The following is a 23927-nucleotide window of genomic DNA, read 5'->3' as shown; positions in this document are numbered from 1 at the left end:
CGCCGCCCGGTGTCCCGGGTACGGCTCCGGGCTCCTCCGCCGTCATGCCGCCGCCTCCAGGGCATGCCGGACCTGGGCGACCGTCAGCCACGTCCTCCCCGCCGCCGTGCCGCCGCCCACCGTGCCGCTGCCCGCCGGGCTGAGGATCTTCGCCACCTGCGGCGCGAACGACGGCGAGGCGACGACGACCTCCGCCGTCGGCCCGTCCGCGACCACCTCGCCGTCCGCCAGGATCACCACCCGGTGCGCCAGTTCCGCGGCCAGCTCCACGTCGTGCGTCGCCAGCACGATCGCGTGGCCCGCCGCGGCGAGCCCGCGCAGCACGCCGACGAGCCGCGCCTTCGCGGCGTAGTCGAGGCCGCGGGTCGGCTCGTCGAGCAGCAGCAGCCGGGGGCGGGCGGTGAGGATCACGGCCAGGGCGAGCGCGAGCCGCTGGCCCTCCGACAGGTCGCGGGGGTGCGCCTCGTCCGGTACGCCGGGCAGCAGCTCGGCGACGAGGGCCCGGCAGGTGCCGGCCGCGGCCCCCGCGTCGCCGTCGGCGGCCGCGCACTCCGCGGCGACGGTGTCCGCGTACAGCAGATCCCGCGGATCCTGCGGTACGAGCCCGGCGTGCCGCAGGAGTTCGGCCGGGCGGGTGCGGTGCGGGGCGAGGTCCCCGAGCCGTACGGAACCGGCGGCCGGCCGGTGCATGCCGACGAAACCGGCCAGCAGCGTGGACTTCCCCGCGCCGTTGCGCCCCATGACCGCGACGGTCTCGCCCGCGGCGACGGAGAGCGACACCCCGCGCAGCACCTCCGCCCGCCCGCGGCGCACGGTGAACCGCTCCGCGACGGCGACGGGCCCGGCGGCCCGCCCGTCCGGTCCGCCCTCGCCGCCGCCCGGAGCCAGCCCCGCCAGCCGTTCCCGCAGCGGCGCCGCGCGCCTGCGCGCGTCCCGTACCGTCAGCGGCAGCGGCGACCAGCCCGCCAGCCGGCCCAGCGCGACCACCGGGGGGCGTACCGGCGAGACCGCCATCATCTCCGCCGGCGCGCCCGTCTCCGGTGCCGCGCCCGGGGACGGCAGGACGATGACCTGGTCCGCGTACTGCACCACCCGCTCCAGCCGGTGCTCCGCCAGCAGCACCGTCGTGCCCAGGTCGTGCACCAGCCGCTGGAGCACCGCCAGCACCTCCTCCGCCGCCGCCGGATCCAGCGCCGACGTCGGCTCGTCCAGGACCAGCACCCGCGGGTGCGGCGTCAGCACCGAGCCGATCGCCACCCGCTGCTGCTGGCCGCCGGAGAGCGAGGCGATCGGCCGGTCGCGCAGCTCGGCGAGGCCCAGCAGGTCGAGCGTCTCCTCCACCCGCCGCCGCATCGTGTCGCGCGGCAGGCCCAGGGACTCCATGCCGTAGGCGAGTTCGTCCTCGACCGTGTCCGTGACGAAGTGCGCCAGCGGGTCCTGGCCCACCGTGCCGACGACGTCGGCCAGTTCGCGCGGCGGGTGCGTACGGGTGTCGCGGCCGTCGACGGTGACGCGGCCGCGCAGGGTGCCGCCGGTGAAGTGCGGCACGAGCCCGCAGACGGCGTTCAGCAGCGTCGACTTGCCGACTCCGGAGGGGCCGACGAGCAGGGCGAGTTCGCCCTCGGGGACGGTGAGGTCCACGCCCCGGATCGCGGGCTTCGCGGCGCCGTCGTAGACGACGGACACGTCCTCGAAACGGATCACTGGGCGGTCTCCTCGGTGGTTCTCGGGGCGCGTGGTTCGCGCGGCCGCGGCGGTACGGGGGCGACGAGCGCCGGCAGCAGGCCGAGCAGGCAGCTCGCGGCCGGCCACAGCGGCAGTTCCGGCGCGGTCAGCGGTACGGCGGTGGGGTGCAGGGCGTCGGGTCCGTAGGAGTTGGCGTAGATCATCAGGCCGCCGACGGCCGCGCCGGAGGCGGCGACCAGCCAGGCGCGCGGGCCGAAGCGGTCGGGGCGGTAGCGGCTGCGCACCGCGCGGCGTCCGCCGAGCCACAGCCCGCAGGCCGCGGCGGCGGCGCCGAGCGCCAGCACCGGCAGGCCGTAGCCGGCGCCGGAGGCGGCGAGCAGCCCGTACGTGCCGGCGCAGATGCCGAGGAGCCCGCCGAGGGTGAGTGCGGCGGTGGTGATCCTGACGGCGCGGGGGAGCCGGGCCGTACGGCCGTATCCGCGGGCGTCCATCGCCGCGGCCAGCGCCACCGAACGCTCCAACGCGCCCTCCAGCACCGGGAGTCCGACCTGGACGAGAGCCCGCGGGCCGCGGTCGTCGCGGCCGCGCAGCCGGCGGGCGCGGCGCAGCCGGGCGACGTCGGCGACGAAGTGCGGGGCGAAGGTCATCGCGACGACGACGGCGACGCCGAGTTCGTACAGCGCGGCGGGCAGGGACTTCAGCAGGCGGGCGGGGTTGGCGAGGGCGTTGGCGGCGCCGACGCAGATGAGGAGGGTGGCGAGCTTCATGCCGTCGTAGAAGGCGAACGTCAGTTGCTCGGCGGTGACCCGGCCGCCGAGGCGCACCCCCTGCGCCCACTCGGGGAGGGGGACCTCGGGGAGGGTGAAGAGCGTGTGGGTGCCGGGGATGGGGGAGCCGAGGAAGGTGGCGAAGAGGAGCCGGACGGCGATGACGAGGAGGCCGAGCTTGAGGAAGAGGGCGTACGAGCGGGCCCACGGCGCGTCGGTGCGGCGGGCGGCGACGACGTAGCCGGCGACGGCGACCAGGAGGGCGAGGAGGAGGGGGTTGGTGGTGCGGGAGGCGGCGGTGGCGAGGCCGAGCGCCCAGAGCCACCAGGCCCCGGCGTGCAGGGCGTTGGCGCGGTCGGCGAGGGGCGGCCGGAGGACGCCGCCCCCGCGCACGGCCTGCGCGGGCGCGCTCCGCCCCTCGGCGGTGCGCGGGGAGCCGGGGCGGTGGGGGGCCTCGGGTGTCATGTGCGGCGGCGGCGCAACTGCCAGACCGTGAGGCCGGCGAGGACCGCGACCATGACGAGGCCGCCGACCGTGCCGGTGGACGGGCCGGAGTCGCCGTCGTCGGCTTCGTCCGCCGGCACGGTGGAGATGTCGACCTTGTCGCGCGCCTCGCCGGCGCCGGCGCCGGCGTCGGACGCCGCCGGCTCGGCGCAGCCGCTGCGCGGGTAGCCGTCGATGGCGCAGAGCAGGCCGTTGGAGTCGTAGCGCAGCGGCTCCGCGACGGCGGCGAGCGCGTCGCCGAGGGTGGCGTCCTCGGCGACCGAGGCGCATTCCGTACGGGCCGGGGGCGGGGTCCGGCCGCCGGGGGCGTCCGCGGCGGTGCCGAAGTCCAGGACGAGGGCGACGCGTTTGCCGCCGTCGCCGGGCGGGGTGTCGCCGCAGATGGCGTCGAAGCCGGCGGCCCCGCGGGGGCGCGGGCCGCCGCCGGACTCCTCGCTGACGGCGAACCGCACGCCGTGCACGTCCCCGTCCGCGGGCCGTTCGAGCCCGGGGCCCTTGGTGGCGTAGACCCAGGAGTCCCCGTCCCGGTCCCAGAAGGACCAGTACCGGTACCCCTCCGCGGCCTGCGCCCCCGGCGCACCCGCCCCGAGCACCAGCAGAGCACCCCCGGCCGCGGCAACGAGCCCCCGCCGTATCGCCTGCCGTATCGTCCGCCGCCCGCGGCGCGGTTGCCCGCCGCCCGTCATGCGCGCTTCTTTCTGCGGGCGCTCGCCAGCAGGCCGATGCCCACGCCCGCCGCCAGGCCCACCGCCAGCAGCGACCAGACCGCCACACCCGGGCCGCCGTCGTCGTCCGACGACTCCTGTGACGCCGCCGGGTCCGTCGCCGGCTTCTCCGCCGTCGGCTGCGGGCCCGTGGCGTTGAGGCTCGCCACCAGGTCCGTACCGCCCGCGAAGGCGCTCGGGTCGGCGTCCACCGCGTCGGCGGCGAGGATGAGGGTGGCCAGGGCCGCCGGGTTCTCCTTCGACCAGGACAGGGTGCTCTTGTCGCGCTCCAGCCAGCCGTACGGCTCGCGCGCCGCGCTGCCGTGGCCGCCCGCGGCAAGTGCCAGCACGGCGACGGCGGTCGCGTTGTGGTCGGGGCCCTCGCCGGTCACCATCGGGAGGTGCCCGTCGCCGGCCGCCAGCTTCTGCGCCAGGTATGCCGCACCCGCGTCCGCCGCCTCCGCGGGGGACGGGTCCTCCGTGCAGGCGCCCGCCTCGACCGGCTCGTCCTTGCCGCCCCCGGCGCCCCCCTTCGCCAGGCCGGCACCGAGGCCGTTGCCCGTGCCCGCGAGCACGGCCGCCGCGGTCGCGTAGTCGTTGGGGAAGAGCGCGCCGTCGTCCTCCGGCTGGTACGCGTACGCCCCCCGCTCCGCCTTCTTCGCGTCGCAGCCGAGTTGGAGCGTCGCCAGCGCGTCGTACGGGCTGCCGCCGCCCGCCGTCGTCTTCTCCGGCTCCTCGCCGACCGCGGCGAGCGCGCCGATCACGACCGCGGTCGAGTTGGCGTCCGTCGGGCCGCCGGGGTTGAAGCCCCAGCCGCCGTCCTCGTTCTGGATCTCCTTCAGCCAGGCCACGCCCTCGGCCACGGCCTTGCGCTCCCCGCCCAGCGCGCTCAGCGCCTGCACCGCGGCGGCCGTGGCGTTGGTGTCCTCGGCCGCCTCGTCGCAGGGCTTCGCGACATCCGCGCGGTACGCGGCGAAGCCGCCGTCCGCGCACTGCTGCCCGGTGAGGAAGGCGACCGCGGCCGGAGCCGGGCGCAACTGCTGCGAGCGCTGGGCGAGAAGGGCCAGCGACTGCCGCCAGACGCCGTCGAACTCGGGGTCCGCGGTGCCGTATAGCCCCTCGGGCAGCTTCTTCTGTGCGGGTACGGCCTGCGCGGGCGTGCCCTGCGCGGCGACCCGCGGTGCCGCCTGCGGCGCGGTGGCGGCCGAGGCCGCCGACGCCGGGCCGGCGACGGTGAGGGGCAGCAGCACGGCGGCGGCGAGTGCGGCGCGCGTGCCGCGGGCGGCGGCGGTCCGGCCTATCGGAGCCATGGCGGAGCGGGGGCCTTTCGGGACGGGGCGGCCGGCACAGCCGGCCGCGGCCGCCCGACCGCGCTCGACGCGCGCCGGGGGACCGGGCTCAGCTCCGCATACCGCGACGGACGGGGCCCGGGCCGGCATCGGTACCGGCGGGGCCCCTTTGAGCCTGCCGCGCCTCGCGGGTGCTCCGGCTCGCACGGCCAGGGCGGCCGCACTCACGGTTGCGGGTCAGCGCCGGTTTCGCACCGGCTTCCCCTGCGGGGCGCGATTGAAGTTGTCGCCGCTCACCTTACCGCCCCGTACCCGCGGAGGTCAGCGCCGGTCCCGGCCGGGAGGCGGCTGACGAGGGCGGTTGCGGTGCGGATCCCGTACGGACCGGGCCTTCGGGGCCCGTACGAACGCCCCGTCCCGTCCCCCTCAGCAGCAGTCCGGGTCCAGCCCCCGCGGCAGCCCCGCCCCGCCGAACACCGCGCCCGTCGCCTCCTCGCCGCCGACCGCCGCCAGCGCGAGCAGCAGCGCCCCCGCCGTCCACGACGTGCGCTCCGCGGGCCAGATCGCGTCGTCCTCGAAGACGTACCCCGTCCAGTACATGCCGTCCTCCGCCCGCAGGTGCTTCAGCCAGCGCAGCACCTCCAGCGCCCGGTCGCCGTCGCCCGCCGCCCAGAGCGCGAGCACCAGCTCCGCGCTCTCGCCGCCGGTCACCCACGGCCGGTCGCCGACGCAGCGCACGCCGAGCCCGGGGACGACGAAGCGGTCCCACTCGCGCTCGATGCGCGCGGTGGCCGCGGGGCCGGTGACCGCGCCGCCGAGCACCGGGTAGTACCAGTCCATCGAGAAGCGGTCCTTGTCCAGGAACCGCTCCGGATGCCGCCGGATCGCGTGCCCGAGCCGGCCGAGGGCCAGCTCCCAGCCGGGCTGCCGCTCGCCGAGCCGCTCGGCGGCGGCCAGCGCGCAGCGCAGCGCCTGGTGCACGGACGAGGAGCCGGTCAGCAGGGCGTCGGTGAGCACCTCGCCGTCCGCCGCCTCCCGCTTCCAGCCCACCTGGCCGCCGGGCTGCTGGAGCCGCAGCACGAACTCCACCGCGCCCCGCACCACCGGCCACATCCGGCGCAGGAACGCCTCGGACCCGGTGGCCAGATAGTGGTGCCAGACGCCGACCGCGGGGTACGCGCAGAAGTTCGTCTCCCGGCCGCGGTCGGTGGGCCGGGCGGCGTCCCCGTCCGCGTACGCCGCGTACCAGGACCCGTCCGCGAGCTGGTGCCGGCGCAGCCACTCGTACGCCGCCTCCGCGCGCGCGTGCTCGCCCGCGGCGTCCAGGGCCATCGCCGCCTCGGTGTGGTCCCACGGGTCGAGGTGGTGCCCCCGGAACCACGGGATCGCCCCGTCGTCCCGCTGCACCGCGGCGATTCCGGCGACGGTCTGCGCCACCTCGGCGGCGTCCAGCACGCCGGGCAGGACCAGGTGCTCGGTGCGCTCGGAGCTGGTCACCGGCCGCCCTCGTGGGGCTTGGTCGCGTAGACGACGACGCTCTTGCCCATGACCGGGTTGAGCAGCCGCTCGGCGAGGCGGGTCGCGAGCGGCTTCTTCATGATGTCCCAGACCAGCAGCTTGTGGTACGCGCGGACGGCGGGTGACGTGTCGTTGTCGACGCCGACGGCGCACTTGATCCACCAGTACGGCGAGTGCAGCGCGTGCGCGTGGTGCAGCCCGTACGGCTTGAGGCCCGACTCGCGGATCCTGCCGACCAGTTCGTCCGCCTTGTAGATGCGGATGTGGCCGCCCTCGACCTCGTGGTACGCGTCCGAGAGCGCCCAGCAGACCTTCTCGGGGCCGTAGCGCGGCACCGTGACCGCGATCCGGCCGCCGGGGCGCAGCACGCGCACCATCTCGGCGAGCACGCCCTTGTCGTCGTGGATGTGCTCCATCACCTCGGAGACGATGACGACGTCGAAACTGTCGTCGGGGAACGGCAGCGCGAGGGCGTCGCCTTCGACGGCGGTGGCGGTGGCACCCGCCGGGGCCTCGCCCGCCTCCTTCATCGCCGCGAACCAGCGGGCGACTTCGCGGATCTCGTCGCCGTCGCGGTCGAGGGCGACGACGCGGGCGCCGCGCCGGTAGCACTCGAAGGCGTGCCGCCCGGCGCCGCAGCCGAGGTCGAGCACGCGGTCGCCGGGCGCGAGCGGAAAGCGGGTGAAGTCGACGGTCAGCACATCTCCTCCGGAGGGGTGGGCGGGAGGCGTACGGGGGCGGGGAGGGGCGGGGGAGAGGAGTGCGCGAGGGCGCGGGCGGCCGGGGCGTCGTCGCCACGGGGCGGGGGAGCGGGGGAGAGGGCACGGCGGTGCGGCGCCGCGGCGCGTGGCCGCTCGCGACGGCGGGCGGGGAGCGCGTCGCCAGGCTCCCCCTCCCCGCGGGGCATCAGCGGTCACCGCCTGCCGCGCGCATCCTTGCCGTCGCCGGGCCGCCCTTCGGCCGGGGGCGGGCGGCCGTCGCCGCGTGGGCCGCGATCGTCTCCCGGTAGCGCTCCGCGGTCTGCTTCGCCGCCTGGGCCCAGGTGAAGCGGGCCAGCACCCGCTCGCGGCCCGCCGCGCCCAGACGGGCCCGCAGCGGGGCGTCGGCGAGCAGGCGGGTGAGGGCGCCGGCCAGGGCGCCGGCGTCTCCCGGGGGAACCGCCAGGCTCGTCTCGTTGTCCGGGCCCGCCACTTCGGGGATCGCGCCGCCCGTCGTGGCGACCAGGGGCGTGCCCGTCGCCATCGCCTCGGCGGCCGGCAGCGAGAAGCCCTCGTACAGCGAAGGCACGCACGCGACCTGCGCGCTGCGCAGGAGGCCGACCAGCTCCTCGTCGCTGATCCCGGTGACGAACCTGATCGCCCCGCCGAGCCCGAAGCGCTCGACGGCCTGCGCGACCGGCCCGTCCTCCGCGCGCTTGCCGACCACGACCACGTGCGCGTCCGGCTGCTCGGTACGGATCTTGGCCAGCGCCTCGACGAGGTGCACGAGACCCTTCAGCGGCACGTCCGCGCTCGCCGTCGTGACGATCCGGCCCGGCACCCGCGGCACGGAGGGGTCGGGCGTGAACAGCTCGGTGTCCGCGCCGATCGGCACCACGTGCACCCGCTCGGGGCGCGCCCCGAGCTGGGCCGTGATCTGCGTACGCGACGAGCCGGAGACCGTCAGCACCGCGGGCAGCCGGCGGGCGACGCGGCGCTGCATGCGCGTGAACCCGTACCAGCGGCGCACCGAGTAGCGCCGCCGCCAGTCGGGCGCGGCGGCCAGCTCCAGGTCCCGGTCGACGGTGATCGGGTGGTGCACGGTGGTGACGAGCGGGGCGCCGAGGGCGCGGGCGCCGCCGAGGAGGCCGTAGCCGAGGGTCTGGTTGTCGTGGACGACGTCGAACTCCCCGCGGCGGGCGGCCAGATGGCGGCGGGCGCGGAGGCTGAACGTCAGCGGCTCGGGGAAGCCGCCGGTCCACATCGTGCCGACCTCGAGCAGGTCGATCCAGTCGCGGTACTCGCCGCGCGCGGGGGTGCGGAAGGGGTCGGGCTGCCGGTAGAGGTCGAGGCTGGGCAGCTCCGTCAGGGTGACGCCGGGGTCGAGCACGGGGTAGGGCTGGGCGCCGATCACCTCGACCCGGTGGCCGAGGCGGGCCAGCTCACGCGAGAGGTGGCGGACGTAGACGCCCTGTCCGCCGCAGAAGGGGTTGCCCTTGTAGCTGAGCAGGGCGATGCGCAGTGGCACCTCGGCGGTCACGTACGGCCCCCTTCTCACTGCAGTTTCGCCGGAGCGTAACCGCTCGCGCTAATCTAGAACAAGTTTCAGGCAGACGTTCGGCGGCTTCGAATCTACCCGTTGGTAGCGAGAGCTGCCCGCCGGAGCTGCCGTCGGGGGAAGCACGGCACAGATCGGGACACATGACGACAACATCGAGGGCGGGCAGGGCGCGGCTCACCGAACGGCAGGAGGCGCGCCGCCGCCGCATCCTCCAGGCCACCGCGGAGCTGGCCGGCCGCGGCGGGTTCGACGCGGTGCAGATGCGCGAGGTCGCGGAGCGGGCGGGCGTCGCGCTCGGCACGCTGTACCGGTACTTCCCGTCCAAGGTCCACCTGCTCGTCGCCACCCTCCAGGACCAGTTGCGGCAGTTGCACGAGACGCTGCGCAAGCGCCCGCCGACCGCCGCCGAGCCGGGCGCCCGGGTGGCGCAGACGCTGCTGCGCGCCTTCCGCGCGCTCCAGCGCGAGCCGCAGCTCGCGGACGCGATGGTGCGTGCCCTGATCTTCGCCGACCGGTCGGCGAGCCCGGAGGTCGAGGTCGCCTCACGGCTGACGTCGGCGATCATCCTGGACGCGATGGGCGCCGGGGGCCGGCCGGCGCCGGAGCAGTTGTCGGTGGCGCGGGTGATCGAGCACACGTGGCACGCGGCGCTCATCACCTGGCTGTCGGGGCGCGCGTCGAGCGCGCAGGTGCGGACCGACATCGAGACGGTCTGCCGGCTGGTCGACGTGCCGGGGAGCGGCCCGAGGCGGCACGGCTAGGACGCGCGCGGGCGCGGCCGGTGCCCGTAGAGGTGCGGCCGGTGCCCGCGGAGGCGCAAGTGGCGGGCCTGGGGGTGGCCGGGGCGCGCCCGTAGAGTGCGCTGGCATGAGACTTCCGTACGAGCGCTACTGCGCCGAAGTCGGCGCGCAGACCGGCCTGCTGCGCCGCACCGTCCGCGGCGCCGACCTCGCCACCCGCGTACCCACCTGCCCCGACTGGGACCTGGGCGAACTCGCCGTGCACGTCGGCGGCGCGCACCGCTGGGCGGCCGAACTCGTCAGGACCCGCGCCACCGAGGAGCTGGCCGAGGAGACGGTGCCGGGCTACACCGGACCCGAGCCGCGCACCGCCGCCGCGCTCGACGACTGGCTCGCCGAGGGCGCGGACCTGCTCGCCGCGGAGCTGCGCGCGGCGGGCGCGGACGCCGGGGTGTGGACCTGGGCGGCGGAGCAGCGGGCCGCGTTCTGGGCGCGGCGGATGACGCACGAGACGGTGGTGCACCGGGCGGACGCGGACGGGGCGGCGGGGGTGGAGTTCGCGGTCGGCGCGGACGTGGCGGCCGACGCGATCGACGAATGGCTGGAGATCCTGGAGTTCGCGCAGCGCGGCGGCGACCCGGACCTGGAGCCGCTGCACGCCCCGGAACTCGCGGGCTCCGGCATCCACTTGCACGCCACCGACACGCCCCCGGAGGCGGGCGCGGAGTGGCTGATCGAGCTGGCGCCCGGCGGGTTCCGCTGGCGCCGGGAGCACGCGAAGGCGGCGGTGGCGGTGCGCGGGCCGCTGGCGGACGTGCTGCGGGTCTTCTACCGGCGGCTGCCGCCGGACAGCGGCCGGGTGGAGGTGCTGGGCGAGGCGGGGGTGCTGGACACCTGGCTGGCGGCGACGGCCTGGGGGTGAGCGCGGGGCCGTACCGCGGGGGCGTACGGCGGGGGCGGGACGTACCGCATGCGGCCGTCGCTCCACCGCGCGCACGCGACGGCCCCCGCCCGAAGTGTCGGGCGAGGGCCGTCGGATGAGTCGCCAGGCGCGGGCGTCAGGCGCCGCGCTGGATTCCCGTGGTGTCCTGCAGCACGCCGCGGCGGCCGTCCTGGGTCTGCGCGACCAGCGCGGCACCGCGCTGGTCCACCGCCAGGTACCAGATGCCCGGGGTCAGCTCGGCGATCTGCGCCGACGAGCCGTCCTCCGCGAACAGCGGCCGGGCCGCCGGCACCGCGAACCAGAACGGCGCGAACGAGCCGCCGGCCGCCGGCTGCGGCGCGGCCTGCGCCTGCGGCCTGGCGCCCGCCGGGGCACCGCCCTGCGGGCCGCCCGGCTGCGGGCCGCCCGCGCCGGGACCGCCGCCGAAGGGAGCCTGCTGACCGCCGCCGAACGGGGCGCCGCCCTGCGGGCCGCCGGGGCCGCCGGGACCGGGCTGGCCGCCGCCGGGGTAGCCGTAGCCGGGCTGCGGCTGGCCGCCGCCGTACGGGGCGCCGGGCGCCGGGGCGCCACTGCCGAGCAGGTTCGCCTTGAACGCCGGGAGGGTCTGGCTGAGGATCGCGCCCGCGGTCAGCGCGAGGTTCGCGATGAGCGCGAGGATCAGGCCGATGCCCATGCCGAACACGTCTTCACCGGTGGCGTCGTTGGCCATGCTGCGGGCGCCGCCGAAGAGGGTGAACAGCGAGCTGAAGAGGGCGGCGGCCGCCAGCGCGGTGCCCCACTGGTTGAGCGTGAGCCCGGCGAGCTGCTTGTCGTCGCCGCGCATCCGGCCGACGACGATGAGCGCCGCGGCGATGATGCCGGTGAGGAAGACCGCGGGCAGCAGGGGGAACTGGTCGGAGTCCCAGCCGTTGGGCACCTCCATGCCCCCGCAGTCGGCGCCCGTGGGGCAGTCCACCGAGATGCTGTCGAGGAACGAGGCGATAATCAGCAGCAGCGCTGCTCCGATCACTACGCCGTCGCCCCGAGTGAGTGAGCGGATGTTCACGAAATGTCCCTTACGTATTGGTCGTTGTCGCTGTTGCTGGTGCAGATCCCCACGCTGCGGAGCGTGAAATGAGGCCCCATCGTACGGGTCCGCTGATCGGCCACATCGGGCCCCCTGGCCACGAGTCCCCCTTGTTCCCCCGGTGTGCATTTCCTGGTCTGTCGACGGCTTGCGCCTACCCTGCCAGGAAAGCCCCGATGCCGTTCGTGATTCCGTGCGCCGCCCGCTGCCGCCATGCGGCGTCCGTCAGCCGGTCGGCGTCCTTAGCGTCCCGCATGTTGCCGCATTCGATGAAGACTTTGGGCACAGTCGAGAGGTTCAGTCCGCCCAGATCGGTGCGGACCGTGAAGCCTGTGTCGTTGCCCACATAGTTGGAGGGCTTACTTCCGGTTTCCTCCGCGAAGTGTGACTTCAACTCTTTGCCCAGCTTTCGCGAGGGCTTCACGATGGCGGTGGTGTCCGCCTTTCCCGCGTTCACCTCGCCCGGCAGGATCACGTGGAACCCGCGCGAACCCGGTCCGCCGCCGTCGGCGTGGATGGAGACGACCGCGTCGGCCCCGGCCTTGTTGCCGGCCTCGGCGCGCTCGTCGACGCACGGCCCGAACTCCCGCTTGCCGTCCTGCGTGAGCCGCACCTCCGCGCCCTGTGCGCGCAGCAGGGTGCGGGCGCGCCGGGCCACGTCCAGGGTGAAGTCCGCCTCGGCATAACCGCCGTTGGTGGCGGTGCCGGTGGTGTCGCACTCCTTGCGCACGGTGCCTATGTCGACTTGGCGGTTGATTTCGGCAGCGTGGTCGCGGTTGTTCGGGTTGTGCCCGGGGTCCAGCACGATCACCTTTCCGGCCAGCGGCATCTCGCCCACCTCCGGGTCCTTCGCATCCTTCGCATTCTTCGAGTCGTTCGAATCCTCGGCGGTGGGCCGGGTCGGGGAGGAGGACGCCGGCGGAGCCCCGCCGGGTTCCCGCCCGTTCCCGCCGGAACCGTCGCCGTCCGCCGACTGCCACACGAGGACACCGGCGAAGGCCAGCGGTGCCACGGGTGCGAGCAGGAGATAGGCGCGGAGAGGCCGCCGGTTCTGGCTGGACATCCGTGCGACCGTAGCAGAAGAATCCGACGGTCAAATTCCGGTGCCGGTACGGCGCAGTACCTTAAGGCTTCCTTGCGCGGCGCTCTCCGTGAACGCCCCGGAGTCCAGCGCGCGCCGGTAGATACGGTACGGTGCCTGCCCGCCCTCGGCCGGGTCGGCGAACACGTCGTGCACGGCCAGCAGCCCGCCCGGCGCGACGTGCGGGGCCCAGCCCTCGTAGTCGGCGGTGGCGTGCTCGTCGGTGTGGCCGCCGTCGACGAAGACCAGCCCGAGCGGCCGGTTCCAGAGCGCGGCGATCCGCGGCGACCGGCCGACGACCGCGACGACGTGGTCTTCGAGGCCGGCCGCGTACAGCGTGCGGCGGAAGGCCGGCAGGGTGTCCATCAGGCCGGTGGCGGGGTCGACGAGCGCGGGGTCGTGGTACTCCCAGCCGGGCTGCTGCTCCTCGCTGCCGCGGTGGTGGTCGACGGTGACGGCCACGACGCCGGGGCGGGCGGCCGCGCGGGCGGCGGCGGCGAGCAGGATCGTGGAGCGGCCGCAGTACGTGCCGACCTCCAGCAGGGGGAGCCCGAGGCCGGCGGCTTCGGCGGCGGCGGCGTGGAGCGCCAGGCCCTCGTCGCGGGGCATGAAGCCGGGGGCGGCCTCGAACGCGGCCAGTACGGCGGGGGCGGGCGGGGACGGCAGAGTGGGGGCGGGCGGGGGCAGCTCCATCGGCGGTGCCTTTCCTCGGCCGGCGGGCGACGTGTCCTGCGCGGCGCCACCGGTGCCGCGTACGGGCGGGTAGGCGCCACCGGTGCCGCGTACCCGCCGGAATCCTGCCTCATGGGCGTAGGACCCCGGTCGCATGGTCCATACACCGATATGCCCGTGCGCGGTGTCGGAGGCTGGTGCGACCATGGCGGCATGCACCAGTCACCACCCGGTACCCGGCTGCCCGAGGGGGCCGGGCGCCGTTCCGCCGCACCGCTGTGGGTCGTCGTGCTCACGGCGTGCGCGGGCCAGTTCCTCGTCGTGCTCGACGTCTCCGTCGTCAATGTCGCGCTGCCGTCCATGCGCGAGGACCTGGGGATAAGCGCGTCGGGGCTGCAGTGGGTGGTGAACCTGTACACGCTGGCCTTCGCGGGACTGATGCTGCTCGGCGGCCGGGCCGGGGACATCTTCGGCCGCAAGCGCGTCTTCCTCGTGGGCCTCGCGGTGTTCACCGCCGCCAGCCTCGCCGGGGGACTCGCGCAGGAGCCGTGGCACCTGCTCGTCGCGCGGGCCGTGCAGGGCGTCGGCGCCGCGGTGCTGGCGCCCTCGACGCTGACGCTGCTCACCTCGTCCGTGCCCGAGGGGCCGGTGCGGGTGCGCGCGATCGGGACGTGGACGGCGGCGGGCGCGGGCGGCGGGGCGGCCGGTTCGCTCGTCGGCGGGGTGCTCACGGACGCGCTGTCGTGGCGCTGGGTGCTGCTGATCAACGTGCCGGTCGGCGCCGTGGTCCTCACCTGCGCGGCCCTGTGGCTGGCGGAGAGCCGCGGCGGGCCGCGGCGGCGGCTCGACATCCCGGGCGCGGCCCTGGTCACCGCCGGGATCGGCGCCGTGTCGTACGGGATCGTGCAGACCGAGAGCCACGGGTGGACGGCGGCCGCGGTGCTGCTGCCGCTCTGCGGCGGGCTGGCGCTGGTCGGGGCGTTCCTGGTGGTGGAGGCGAGGACGCGGGCGCCGCTGATGCCGCTGGGGCTCTTCCGGCTGCGGTCGGTGTCGGCGGCCAACACGGCGATGTTCGTGACCGGCGCGGCGATGTTCTCGTCCTGGTACTTCCTCTCGCTCTACATGCAGAACGTCCTGGACTACACGCCGATCGAGGCCGGCTTCGCCTTCGTGCCGCACTCGCTGACGATCGTGGCCGCGTCCAAGCTGGCGCCGCGGGTGCTGGCCCGTACGGGCGCGAAGGCGCTGGCGATCGCGGGCGTGCTGATGGCCGCCGGCGGCTATCTGTGGCAGAGCACGGCGGACGCGGGCGGCACGTACGTCACGGACATCGCCGGGCCCGGGATCCTGATGATGGCCGGGGTGGGCTTCATGGCCACGCCGCTGGCCCACCTGGCGACCTCGGGGGCGCCCGCGGGGGACGCGGGCGTGGTGTCGGGGGTGATGAACACGTCGCGGACGATGGGCGGTTCGCTGGGCCTCGCGGTGCTTTCGACGGTGGCCGCCACGCGCATCGGCGGCGGGTCCGGGCCCGAGGCGCTGGCCTCGGGGTACTCGCTGGCGTTCCAGACGGGCGTCGGGATCCTCCTGGGCTGCGCGGCGCTGATGCTCATAGCCCTGCCCCGCCCGGCCGCCGTGCCGGGGCCGGCGAAGGCGTGATCCGGGCGGGGCGAGGGGTGTGCGTACGGCGCTGCCGGGCGGGGTTTTGGGCGGGGGCGCCGGCCGGGGCCTTTCCGGCGGCGGGTGAGCGGCCGGGGGTCAGCGGGGAGTGGTCAGCCCGTCCGCGGCCGCGCCGCGGCTGAGGACGACGTCGCTGATGCGGTCGCGTACGCGCTGGTAGCGCTCCGGGGCGTCGCCGTCGGCGAGTTCGGCGTTCAGGTCGACGACCCGCGGCGGGCCCGCGCGGTCGTGGTCCATGAGCTGCGGCAGGTACTCCGCCTTGGTCACCCGCCAGCGCGCGCTGTCCGGCGCGGGCGGGGAGAAGGTGAAGCGGGCGATGGTGCCCTGGTTGCCGCGAGGGTCGCGGGCCCCGGCGTTGTTGATCATGCGGCCGGCGATCTGGTCGCCCATGCCGTAGACCACCCAGGTGCCGTTCACCTTCTCGTACGCCTGCGGCACGTGCGCGTGCGTGCCGAGGATCAGGTCGACGTCCGGCGCCCCCGCCGAGCGCGAGCTGGTCAGCTCGCGGGCGAGCTGCCGCTGCGTCGCGTCCGGCGCGTCCTGCCACTCCGTGCCCCAGTGCAGGCTGACCACGACGATGTCGGCGCCCGCCCGGCGGGCCCGGCGCGCGTCCGAGACGATCCGCTCGGGGTCGGTGATGTTGACCGCCCACGGCTGGTCCTGCGGCGGCTCGATGCCGTTCGTGCCGTAGCTGTACGCGAGTTGGGCCACCGTCGCGCCGCCCGCCTCCAGCAGCGCGGGCCGGTGCGCCTCGGCGGGGGTGCGGGCCGACCCGGTGTGGGCGACGCCGGCGGCGTCGAGGGCGTCGAGGGTGCGGACGACGCCCTGGGAGCCGGCGTCGAGGGTGTGGTTGGAGGCGGTGGAGCAGGAGTCGTAGCCGGTGTCCCTGGCCGCGGCGGCGAGTTGGGGCGGGGAGACGAAGGACGGGTAGCCGCTGAACGGGCCGCCGGCCGGCCCGTAGACGGTCTCCATGTGGCAGATGGCCAGGTCGGCGGCGGAGATGACGGGCTTCACGCCGGCGAGCATGGGGCGGAAGTCGTGGCCCTTGCCGCGGGCGTCCCGGTTCGCCTGCTCGATCACCGAGTCGTGCGGGAGGATGTCGCCCGTGGCGACGAGGGTGAAGGGCGCCCGCGCCTCCTTGCCGGGGGTCTTGCCCTCGTCGGACGTGGTGCCGACGGGACCGGGGGCACAGGCGGTGGCGGCGGCGAGCAGGGCGGCGCCGAGCGCCAGTGCCGTAGCGGTCGTACTAGTCCTTTTATATCCGCGCATGTGTCGAATGCACAGGAGCGGGATAAGGCATACAAGAAGCCTTGCCGGGGCTGTCCCCTGAACGGCCGCCCGGGATCGCGCGTATGCATCGTCGACTGCCCGTGTGCTCGAATGCTGACGGAGTATCAGTAAAGGGGCTTTACGGTCTTCCCAACCGCGGAGGACTGCGTTATACATATATCCGGCGGCGAGAACGTGTTCTTGTTGCACGGTCCGGCCGCGCCCCGAGAGCGACCCCGGCGTGCCGACTGGTGCGGACGGCACGCCGGGGTCTTCTCGCGCTCTCGGCCGCCGTGCCCGCGTACCCATGCACCCCCGTCCCCACGGCCGCGCCGGGCCCGCGGCCCCTTGCCGACACCTCGGGCCGCCGGCGCCCCCGCGGCCGGTGAAGGAGCCAGCGCCACCATGCCCATCGACGCCGCCCGGGCCCTCGCCGCCGCACCCCGCGAGACCAGGATCGCCTGGACCCGCAAGGACGTCCTCCTCTACCACCTCGGCATCGGCGCGGGACGCCCCGCCACCGACCCGGCCGAGCTGCGCTACGTCCTGGAGGACCGGCTGCGCGTGCTGCCCGCCTTCGTCACCGTCGCCGGCGACGGCGGCGTGGCCGGCGAGGGCGCGGGGCTCGACGCCCCCGGCGTCGACGTCGACCTCACCGCCGTACTCCACGGCGCCCAGCGCATCGGACTCCACCGCCCGCTGCCGCCCGCCGGGGAGGCGACCCGCACCTCGCGCATCGCCGCCGTCCATGACAAGGGCAAGGCCGCCGTGCTGGTGCTGCGCACCGAGGCCGCCGACGCGGACGGCCCGCTGTGGACCTCCGACACCCAGCTCTACGTCCGCGGCGAAGGCGGCTTCGGCGGCGACCGCGGCCCGTCACCCCGCCTGCCCGCCCCCGAGGGCCCTCCGGCGCACGTCGTCGACCGCGGCATCCGCGAGGATCAGGCGCTGCTCTACCGCCTCTCCGGCGACTGGAACCCGCTGCACGCCGACCCGGAGTTCGCCGCCCTCGCCGGCTTCGACCGGCCGATCCTGCACGGGCTGTGCTCGTACGGCATGGCGCTGAAGGCGGCGGTGGACACGGTCCTGGCCGGCGACCCCGGGCGGGTGCGGTCGTACGCGACGCGGTTCGCGGGGGTGGTGTACCCGGGCGAGACGCTGCGGATCCGGCTGTGGCCGGAGGCGGGCGCGCCCGCGGGGACCGGGCGGATCCGGCTCACCGCGAGCGCCGTGGAGCGGGACGAGTCCCCGGTGCTGGCGGACGCGCTCATCGAGCACGACTGAGCCTTCCCCGCCCCGGGGGATGCGCCGCCGGGGCGGGGAAGGGGCTTCAGAGCGGCGCGTGCCGGAGGGGGACGGGACGGGTGGGGGTGTCCTCCTCGGGGGGCGGCTCGCCGGTCTCGTCCGGTGCGCGGTCGGGGGGCGGGTCGCTCAGGGGCGGTGCGTTCAGCAACTCGGCCGCCGACGGGTCGGGGATCGCCAGGCGCGCCAGGCCGCAGGGGTGGGCGGGGGTCGCGTACGGCAACCGCAGCTCGCCCCACTGCGTCCACAGCCCGCTGCCGGTGATCCACCCCGGCAGCGGCGGCAGTTGGACCAGCCGCCGCGCCGCCGGCCGCCACACGCCGAGCCGGCAGCCGCCCGGTCCTTCGAGCCGCAGCGCCACCCCGCAGTGCTCCGGCGTCAGCACCTGTCCCGGCTGCACCGCGAACGGCGTCACCGCCGTGTCCCGCGGGCACAGCGCGTCCGGGAACCGCACCGGGCGCCCGCTGCCCAGCACCCCCCACCCCAGCCGGTCGCGGCCCGGGGCGTCGGAGCGCAGGAGCAGCAGCCCGCTGTCGGGGTCGGCGAGCAGCAGACGGTCGTTGCTCTCCTCGGTGAGCATCAGCAGCGGGCTGACCTCCACCCCGCCGTGCAGCCCGACCGTCACGGCCTTCGTCCGCCCGTCCAGTTCCTGGTCGACGGCGAGCGCCCGGCCCGTACGGTCCAGCCAGCCGCGGCCCGCGCACCGGCCGGGGATCTCGCCGATCCGCTCCGGGTGCGCCGTGCCGGCGCCGGCGAACCCGCCCCCGTACACCCGCCACACGGCGGTCGTCTCGCCGCCGGGCTCCGGGGGCGCCAGCGCGTACACCTCGGCGCTCTCCGGCGCGGGCGGTACGAGCGCGAGCCGGGGCGCGGTCACCGAGCCGAGGGTCTGCTCGGTGGTGTCGGGCCCGGAGGGGTGCAGAAGGGAGAACGTGTGGTCGGTGCCACCGACGAGCCGGCGGACCAGCACGCGGCCGTCGGCCAGCGGCAGGACCGTGGTCCCCGGCTCCTCCGGCTGCGCGCAGGGGAGGGGGACGGTGTACGCCTCGGGGCCGTGCAGGGTCCACCGTTCGGGGAACCAGTTGCCGTCCGCGTCGGCGGCGAGGCAGGCGCCGTACGTGCCGTCGGCGGTGAGGGTGAATCCGGCCCGTCCCACGGGGCGGCCGGGGGCGGCGGCCGGGGGAGCGGCGGTCGGCGGGGCGGCGTGGCGCCCGGGGGGTGCCGGGAGCCGCGGGGGCGACGTCGCGGTGACCGCGACCATCGCGGCGGCGTTCCCCGCTGCGGCCGGTGCGGCGGTCCCCGCTCCCGCTGCGGGCCCCGCCCCCGGCCGGGGTGCCGGGTCCGCGGCGCCGGGCCGGCGCGCAACGGCCCGCGCTCCCGCAGGCGTCGGCGGTCCCTGGTCCGCCGCTGCCCCGGCGGCCGCCGCCCCCGTCTCCGTACCCGCGGCCGCCGCGTCCCGACCCGGTACCGCATCCGGCGCCCGCGTCCCGTCCGCCGCCGCCGTCGTCGGGGCGGGCGTCGCCGCCGTCCCCGTCGTCACTGAAGGAATCGATTCTGCAATGGGCCTCATCCGGTTCCCTCACCTCCGCACGTGAAGGTAGTTTTCGCACGTCACAGCAATCGGCGCGGCGCCGGTCACTTCACACATACGGGTGGCGGATCCGCCGTTCCGCTTCGCCGCGCCGCCCCCTGTGCTTGCCGGTGGGCGCCGCACCGGGGCCCTGCCGGCGGAGGTAGCCTTGCCCCGTGCCTGCACTTGCCGACGTCGTCGCCGCGCTCGAAGCCCTCTGGCCCGCCGGCCGCGCCGAGCCGTGGGACGCGGTCGGCACGGTGTGCGGCGACCCGGACGCCCGCGTGGAGCGCGTGCTCTTCGCCGTCGACCCGGTGCGCGAGGTCGTCGACGAGGCCGTCGAGTGGAGCGCCGACCTGCTCGTCACGCACCACCCCCTCTACCTGCGCGGTACGTCGACGGTCTCGGCCGGCACGTTCAAGGGCCGCGTCGTGCACACCCTCATCAAGAACGACGTCGCGCTGCACGTCGCCCACACCAACGCCGACCGCGCCGACCCCGGCGTCTCCGACGCCCTCGCCGGCGCCCTCGGCCTGCGCGTCACCGGGCCCCTGGTGCCCGACGCCGACGACCCCGCGGGCCGCCGCGGCCTCGGCCGGCTCGGCGAGCTGGACGCCCCGGTGCCGCTGCGGGAGTTCGCCGACCGCGCCGCCGCGGCCCTGCCCCGTACCGCCACCGGACTGCGCGTCGCCGGCGACCCGGAGGGCGAGGTCCGTACGGCCGCCGTCTGCGGTGGCTCGGGCGACGGGCTCTTCGACGCGGTGCGCGCCGCGGGCGTCGACGTCTACGTCACCGCCGACCTGCGCCACCACCCGGTCTCCGAGGCGCAGCAGCACGCCGCGCTCGCCGCCGGCGGCCGCCCGTACCTGATCGACGCGGGCCACTGGGCCACCGAGTGGCCCTGGTGCGAGCAGGCCGCCGCGCAGTTGGACGCGATCTCGGACCGGAACGCATGGGGTCTGCGCACGCGCGTGTCGCGTATCGTGACCGACCCCTGGACCACGCACGCGCCCGCACCTGCGGCACGATCCACCTCTGCCGCACCGTCCGCGGGCACCGCGGGGTCCCCCGCACCCCACGCCAGCCTCGCCCCTACGAGCCCGGAGCAGCCAGCTTGAACGCAGCGCCCGCCGACCAGATCCGCCTGCTGGACGTCCAGGCCCTCGACGTCCGCCTCACCCAGCTCCAGCACCGCCGCCGCACCCTCCCGGAACACGAGGAGGTCGCGGGACTGGAGGCCGACCTCGCACACCACCGCGACCTGCTCGTCGCCGCGCAGACCGAGGAGAGCGACACCGAACGCGAGCAGGTCAAGGCCGAGAAGGACGTCGACCAGGTGCGCCAGCGCGCCGCGCGCGACCAGCAGCGGCTGGACTCCGGCGCGGTGACCTCGCCCAAGGACCTGGAGAACCTGCAGAGCGAGATCGCCTCGCTGGCCCGGCGGCAGAGCGACCTGGAGGACGTGGTCCTGGAGGTCATGGAGCGCCGCGAGACCGTGCAGGAGCGGGTGGCGGAGCTGACCGGCCGGGTCGAGTCGGTTCAGGCCAAGATCGCGGATGCCACGGCGCGGCGTGACGCGACGGTCGGCGAGATCGACGCCGAGGCCGGCGAGGTCGCCAAGGAGCGCGCGGCCGCCGCCGGCGAGATCCCGGCGGACCTGCTGAAGCTCTACGACAAGCTGCGCGAGCAGCAGGGCGGCGTCGGCGCGGCCCGGCTGTACCAGCGGCGCTGCGAGGGCTGCCGGCTGGAGCTGAACATCACGGAGATCAACGAGGTACGGGCCGCGGCCCCCGACACCGTCGTACGGTGCGAGAACTGCCGCCGGATCCTGGTCCGTACCCCCGAATCCGGCCTCTGATGGCAGGACCGGCCCGGCGCGTGTTCACCGTCGAGGCGGACGGCGGCTCGCGGGGGAACCCGGGGCCCGCGGGGTACGGCGCCGTGGTGCGCGACGCGGACGGCGCGGTGCTGGCGGAGGACGCGGCGCACGTGGGGGTGGCGAGCAACAACGTCGCCGAGTACCGCGGGCTGATCGCCGGGCTGCGGGCGGCGCGCGGGCTCGACCCGGACGCGGAGGTCCGGGTGCGGATGGACTCCAAGCTCGTCGTCGAGCAGATGTCGGGGCGCTGGAAGATCAAGCACCCCGGGATGCGCGAACTGGCCGCGGAGGCGCGCGAAATCTTCCCGCCGGGGCGGGTGACGTACGAGTGGATTCCGCGGGAGCAGAACAAGCACGCGGACCGGCTCGCGAACGAGGCGATGGACGCGGGCAGGCGCGGCGAGCGGTGGAGCGCGGAGGCGTCGCGGGCGGAGCTGGACGCGGCGACCGGCGCCGCCGGGTCGCGGGAGGGCTCGGAGGCGCGGGGCGAGGGTTCCGGCATGCGGGCCGAGGGTGGCGTACGGGCCGGGGAGGCCGGCAGGACCGCGAGCCCGGCGGTGGGCTGGGGCACCGACCTCGGGGCGCCCACCACGTTCCTCCTGCTCCGCCACGGCGAGACCGCCCTCACCCCCCAGAAACGGTTCTCCGGCACCGGCGGCGGCGACCCCGCGCTCTCCGCCACCGGCCGCGGCCAGGCCACGGCCGCCGCCGGACTCCTCGCCGCCCGCGGCACCGTCCAGGCCGTGGTCAGTTCCCCGCTGCGCCGCTGCCGGGAGACCGCGGAGGCTGCGGCCGGGCGGCTCGGGCTGGAGATCCGGGTCGAGGACGGGCTGCGCGAGGCGGACTTCGGCGCCTGGGAGGGGCTGACGTTCGCGGAGGTACGGGAGCGCCACCCCGATGACCTCGCCGCCTGGCTGCGTTCCACGAAGGCCGCGCCGAGCGGCGGCGGGGAGTCCTTCGCCGAGGTCAGCCGCCGCGTCGCGGTCGCGCGCGACAAGCTCCTCGCGCGGTACGCGGGCCGCACCGTGCTGCTCGTGTCGCATGTGACGCCGATCAAGACGCTGGTCCGGCTGGCGCTGGGCGCGCCGCCGGAGTCGCTGTACCGGATGGAGCTGTCGCCGGCGGGGGTGTCGGAGGTCGCGTACTACGCGGACGGGCACGCGAGCGTGCGCCTGCTGAACGACACGTCGCACCTGCGCTGAGACCGCCTTTTCGCTGATCCCACGCCGCGGGCTCACCCCCTGCCGAGCGCCGCGGCCTCCGCCGCCAGCTTCTCCACCGTCGCCCAGTCCTTCGCCGCCAGGGCCGCCTTCGGCAGCATCCATGTGCCGCCCACGCAGCCGACGTTCGGCAGCGCCAGGTACCGCGGCGCCGACTGGGCCGTGATGCCGCCCGTCGGGCAGAACCGGGCGCGGGGCAGCGGGGAGCCGAGGGACTTCAGGTACGCGATGCCGCCCGACGCCTCCGCCGGGAAGAACTTCATCTCCGTCAGCCCCCGCTCCAGCAGGCCCATCGCCTCCGACACCGTCGACACCCCGGGCAGGTACGCCAGGCCCGACGCGTCCATTGCCGACAGCAGCCCGTCCGTCGATCCGGGGCTGACGAGGAACCGGGCGCCCGCGGCGGCGGAGGCGTCCACGGCCGCCGCGTCCAGCACCGTGCCGGCGCCGACGACGGCGTCCGGCACCTCGGCGGCGATGGCCCGGATCGCGTCGAGCGCCGCCGGCGTGCGCAGGGTCACCTCGACCGCGGGCAGGCCCCCGGCCACCAGCGCGCGCGCCAGCGGCACGGCGTCGGCGGCGTCGTCGAGGACGACGACCGGGATGACGGGCGCGAGGCCCAGCACGGAGGAGGGGACGGACGCGGAGGCGGAGTCAGTGGTCACGCCGTCATCGTGCCTCCGTGACCACGCCGGTGCAACGCACGTTGCGTACCGTGCAATACGGGCTCTCCGGCCGGTGCGCGCCGGTCCTGTCTGTCAGCGGGGCGGCCTACCCTGGGGCGGGAGTGCGGGGAGGGCGGGACGTTCTACAGCTCCGTCACCACCACGTCCAGCTCCCACGGCTGCCCCGCCCGCCGCGGCGGCTCGCCCTCCACCCGGTATCCCAGGTCGTGCAGCGCCGTCAGCAGCGCCGCCGGGGTGCGGGGCTTCGCGCCGGAGGTGAGGAGGTCGCGGAGCAGCCGGCCCTTCGTCGCCTTGTTGAAGTGGCTCACCACCGAGCGCTTCTCCACCCCGTCCACCACCGTCGCGTGCAGCACCCGCACCGCGGCCGTGCGCGCGGCCAGTTCGCCGCGGGGCCGCCAGGCCGTCGCGTACGCCGACGAGCGCAGGTCGAGCACGAGCCCGCGCCCGGCCGCCGCCGGCAGGGCGGCGTCCAGCGGCCCGCGCCAGTACGCGCCGAGCGCGCCCGCGGCCGGCAGCCGTACGCCCATGGAGCAGCGGTACGCCGGGATGCGGTCGCCGATGCGCACCGCGCCCCACAGGCCCGAGAACACCAGCAGCGACGCCGACGCACGCCGCTTCGCGGCGGCGTCGAGCGTGGCGAGGCCGAGCGCGTCGTAGAGCACGCCGGTGTAGATCTGCCCGGCGGGGCGGGTGGGCGCGGTCCGCAGCCGGGCGTTGCGCGCCACCTCGCCGCGCAGCCCTTCGGTGAGGCCCAGCACGTCGGCGGCCTTCTCCTCGTCGGCGGCGCAGAGTGCGACCAGTTCGTCGAGGACGGTCTCGCGGGCGGCGGTGAGGCCGGGCAGGGAGAGCGAGTCGAGCTTCAGCGGGGCGCCGCGCCTGCCCTCGGCCTTCCCCTCGGACGGTGGCAGCAGTACGAGCACGAATCCTCCCGCGGTGACGTTTCCGGTTCCCCCTCCGCCCTCCGGCAGCCTACCCGCGCGGCGCGGGCGGCCCGGACAGGGCGCCGTGCGCGGACCATTGACAAACCCGCGGGGTGCCTCAAAACTCTGACTGCCAATCAGCAAGACATCGACTCTGTTACGCAAACTTACG

Annotated in this window: 21 protein-coding genes and 1 riboswitch; of the genes, 7 read left to right on the top strand and 14 right to left on the bottom strand. The window is 76.0% G+C overall.

Annotated features, from left to right (window positions below):
* Window positions 1-42: 42 nt before the first annotated feature.
* The 7 genes from DMB38_RS07965 to DMB38_RS07935 all read right to left on the bottom strand — a co-directional run bounded on the left by DMB38_RS07965 (window position 43) and on the right by DMB38_RS07935 (window position 8706).
* Complete coding sequence (locus DMB38_RS07965) at window positions 43-1704, bottom strand: ABC transporter ATP-binding protein (protein ID WP_125934569.1); 1662 nt, start codon at window positions 1702-1704, stop codon at window positions 43-45.
* Window positions 1701-2918 carry a CbiQ family ECF transporter T component gene (locus tag DMB38_RS07960; RefSeq protein ID WP_125934568.1) on the bottom strand — a complete coding sequence of 406 codons (1218 nt, stop codon included), beginning with the start codon at window positions 2916-2918 and terminating at the stop codon, window positions 1701-1703. The genes DMB38_RS07965 and DMB38_RS07960 overlap by 4 nt, the downstream gene beginning before the upstream one ends.
* The gene (locus DMB38_RS07955; RefSeq protein ID WP_240662025.1) at window positions 2915-3643 is read right to left on the bottom strand and encodes an SCO2322 family protein; all 729 of its coding nucleotides are present in this window, start codon (window positions 3641-3643) and stop codon (window positions 2915-2917) included. Before DMB38_RS07955 ends, DMB38_RS07960 begins: the two co-directional genes overlap by 4 nt.
* Window positions 3640-4971, bottom strand: a complete 1332-nt coding sequence (locus DMB38_RS07950) for a prenyltransferase/squalene oxidase repeat-containing protein (protein ID WP_125934567.1) — start codon at window positions 4969-4971, stop codon at window positions 3640-3642. The genes DMB38_RS07955 and DMB38_RS07950 overlap by 4 nt, the downstream gene beginning before the upstream one ends.
* 168 nt (window positions 4972-5139) lie before the next feature.
* A riboswitch (cobalamin riboswitch) is annotated at window positions 5140-5216 on the bottom strand.
* A 160-nt stretch (window positions 5217-5376) separates the two neighbouring features.
* On the bottom strand, window positions 5377-6447 hold the full coding sequence (locus DMB38_RS07945; protein ID WP_125934566.1) for a prenyltransferase: 1071 nt from the start codon (window positions 6445-6447) through the stop codon (window positions 5377-5379).
* Window positions 6444-7169, bottom strand: coding sequence for a methyltransferase domain-containing protein (locus DMB38_RS07940; protein WP_125934565.1), 726 nt, complete (start codon window positions 7167-7169; stop codon window positions 6444-6446). Before DMB38_RS07940 ends, DMB38_RS07945 begins: the two co-directional genes overlap by 4 nt.
* Before the next feature lie 205 nt (window positions 7170-7374).
* Entirely contained in the window at window positions 7375-8706 is a 1332-nt protein-coding gene (locus tag DMB38_RS07935) for a glycosyltransferase family 4 protein (RefSeq protein ID WP_125934564.1), read from the bottom strand.
* A 161-nt stretch (window positions 8707-8867) separates the two neighbouring features.
* Here DMB38_RS07935 and DMB38_RS07930 point away from each other — a divergent pair, with 161 nt between their 5' ends.
* Together DMB38_RS07930 and DMB38_RS07925 are read left to right on the top strand one after the other, a co-directional pair.
* Window positions 8868-9488, top strand: a complete 621-nt coding sequence (locus DMB38_RS07930; RefSeq protein WP_125934563.1) for a TetR family transcriptional regulator — start codon at window positions 8868-8870, stop codon at window positions 9486-9488.
* Window positions 9489-9594: 106 nt separating this feature from the next.
* Complete coding sequence (locus DMB38_RS07925) at window positions 9595-10389, top strand: maleylpyruvate isomerase N-terminal domain-containing protein (RefSeq protein WP_125934562.1); 795 nt, start codon at window positions 9595-9597, stop codon at window positions 10387-10389.
* A gap of 136 nt (window positions 10390-10525) precedes the next feature.
* Here the strand turns inward: DMB38_RS07925 and DMB38_RS07920 are convergent, their stop codons facing one another.
* From DMB38_RS07920 to DMB38_RS07910, 3 genes are all read right to left on the bottom strand, one after another.
* On the bottom strand, window positions 10526-11419 hold the full coding sequence (locus DMB38_RS07920; RefSeq protein ID WP_125934561.1) for a hypothetical protein: 894 nt from the start codon (window positions 11417-11419) through the stop codon (window positions 10526-10528).
* A gap of 211 nt (window positions 11420-11630) precedes the next feature.
* Window positions 11631-12539, bottom strand: a complete 909-nt coding sequence (locus DMB38_RS07915; RefSeq protein ID WP_125934560.1) for an N-acetylmuramoyl-L-alanine amidase — start codon at window positions 12537-12539, stop codon at window positions 11631-11633.
* A gap of 30 nt (window positions 12540-12569) precedes the next feature.
* On the bottom strand, window positions 12570-13250 hold the full coding sequence (locus tag DMB38_RS07910; RefSeq protein ID WP_125934559.1) for a class I SAM-dependent methyltransferase: 681 nt from the start codon (window positions 13248-13250) through the stop codon (window positions 12570-12572).
* A 192-nt stretch (window positions 13251-13442) separates the two neighbouring features.
* On the opposite strand from DMB38_RS07910, the gene DMB38_RS07905 reads away from it, so the two are divergent.
* Complete coding sequence (locus tag DMB38_RS07905; RefSeq protein WP_125934558.1) at window positions 13443-14888, top strand: MFS transporter; 1446 nt, start codon at window positions 13443-13445, stop codon at window positions 14886-14888.
* A 99-nt stretch (window positions 14889-14987) separates the two neighbouring features.
* Here DMB38_RS07905 and DMB38_RS07900 read toward each other — a convergent pair whose 3' ends face one another.
* The gene (locus tag DMB38_RS07900; RefSeq protein ID WP_125934557.1) at window positions 14988-16178 is read right to left on the bottom strand and encodes a CapA family protein; all 1191 of its coding nucleotides are present in this window, start codon (window positions 16176-16178) and stop codon (window positions 14988-14990) included.
* Window positions 16179-16583: 405 nt separating this feature from the next.
* Between DMB38_RS07900 and DMB38_RS07895 the strand changes: the two genes are divergently transcribed.
* On the top strand, window positions 16584-17462 hold the full coding sequence (locus DMB38_RS07895) for a MaoC/PaaZ C-terminal domain-containing protein (protein WP_125934556.1): 879 nt from the start codon (window positions 16584-16586) through the stop codon (window positions 17460-17462).
* A 46-nt stretch (window positions 17463-17508) separates the two neighbouring features.
* Here DMB38_RS07895 and DMB38_RS07890 read toward each other — a convergent pair whose 3' ends face one another.
* On the bottom strand, window positions 17509-18741 hold the full coding sequence (locus DMB38_RS07890; protein WP_240662023.1) for a hypothetical protein: 1233 nt from the start codon (window positions 18739-18741) through the stop codon (window positions 17509-17511).
* Between the two features lie 485 nt (window positions 18742-19226).
* Here DMB38_RS07890 and DMB38_RS07885 point away from each other — a divergent pair, with 485 nt between their 5' ends.
* The 3 genes from DMB38_RS07885 to DMB38_RS07875 are packed head-to-tail and all read left to right on the top strand — an operon-like array spanning window position 19227 to window position 22131.
* Complete coding sequence (locus DMB38_RS07885; protein ID WP_125934555.1) at window positions 19227-20168, top strand: Nif3-like dinuclear metal center hexameric protein; 942 nt, start codon at window positions 19227-19229, stop codon at window positions 20166-20168.
* Entirely contained in the window at window positions 20165-20908 is a 744-nt protein-coding gene (locus tag DMB38_RS07880) for a C4-type zinc ribbon domain-containing protein (RefSeq protein WP_125934554.1), read from the top strand. Before DMB38_RS07885 ends, DMB38_RS07880 begins: the two co-directional genes overlap by 4 nt.
* Window positions 20908-22131 carry a bifunctional RNase H/acid phosphatase gene (locus tag DMB38_RS07875; RefSeq protein WP_125934553.1) on the top strand — a complete coding sequence of 408 codons (1224 nt, stop codon included), beginning with the start codon at window positions 20908-20910 and terminating at the stop codon, window positions 22129-22131. Before DMB38_RS07880 ends, DMB38_RS07875 begins: the two co-directional genes overlap by 1 nt.
* 32 nt (window positions 22132-22163) lie before the next feature.
* Here DMB38_RS07875 and eda read toward each other — a convergent pair whose 3' ends face one another.
* A complete protein-coding gene (gene eda, locus DMB38_RS07870; RefSeq protein ID WP_125934552.1) occupies window positions 22164-22814 on the bottom strand; it encodes a bifunctional 4-hydroxy-2-oxoglutarate aldolase/2-dehydro-3-deoxy-phosphogluconate aldolase in 651 nt (216 codons plus the stop codon).
* Window positions 22815-22957: 143 nt separating this feature from the next.
* A complete protein-coding gene (gene yaaA / locus DMB38_RS07865) occupies window positions 22958-23755 on the bottom strand; it encodes a peroxide stress protein YaaA (protein ID WP_125934551.1) in 798 nt (265 codons plus the stop codon).
* Between the last annotated feature and the right edge of the window lie 172 nt (window positions 23756-23927).

The organism is Streptomyces sp. WAC 06738 (genome assembly GCF_003945505.1).
Lineage (GTDB): Bacteria > Actinomycetota > Actinomycetes > Streptomycetales > Streptomycetaceae > Streptomyces.
The sequence above is the reverse complement of the archived record's forward strand: the minus strand, read 5'-3'. Positions and strand labels throughout refer to the sequence as shown.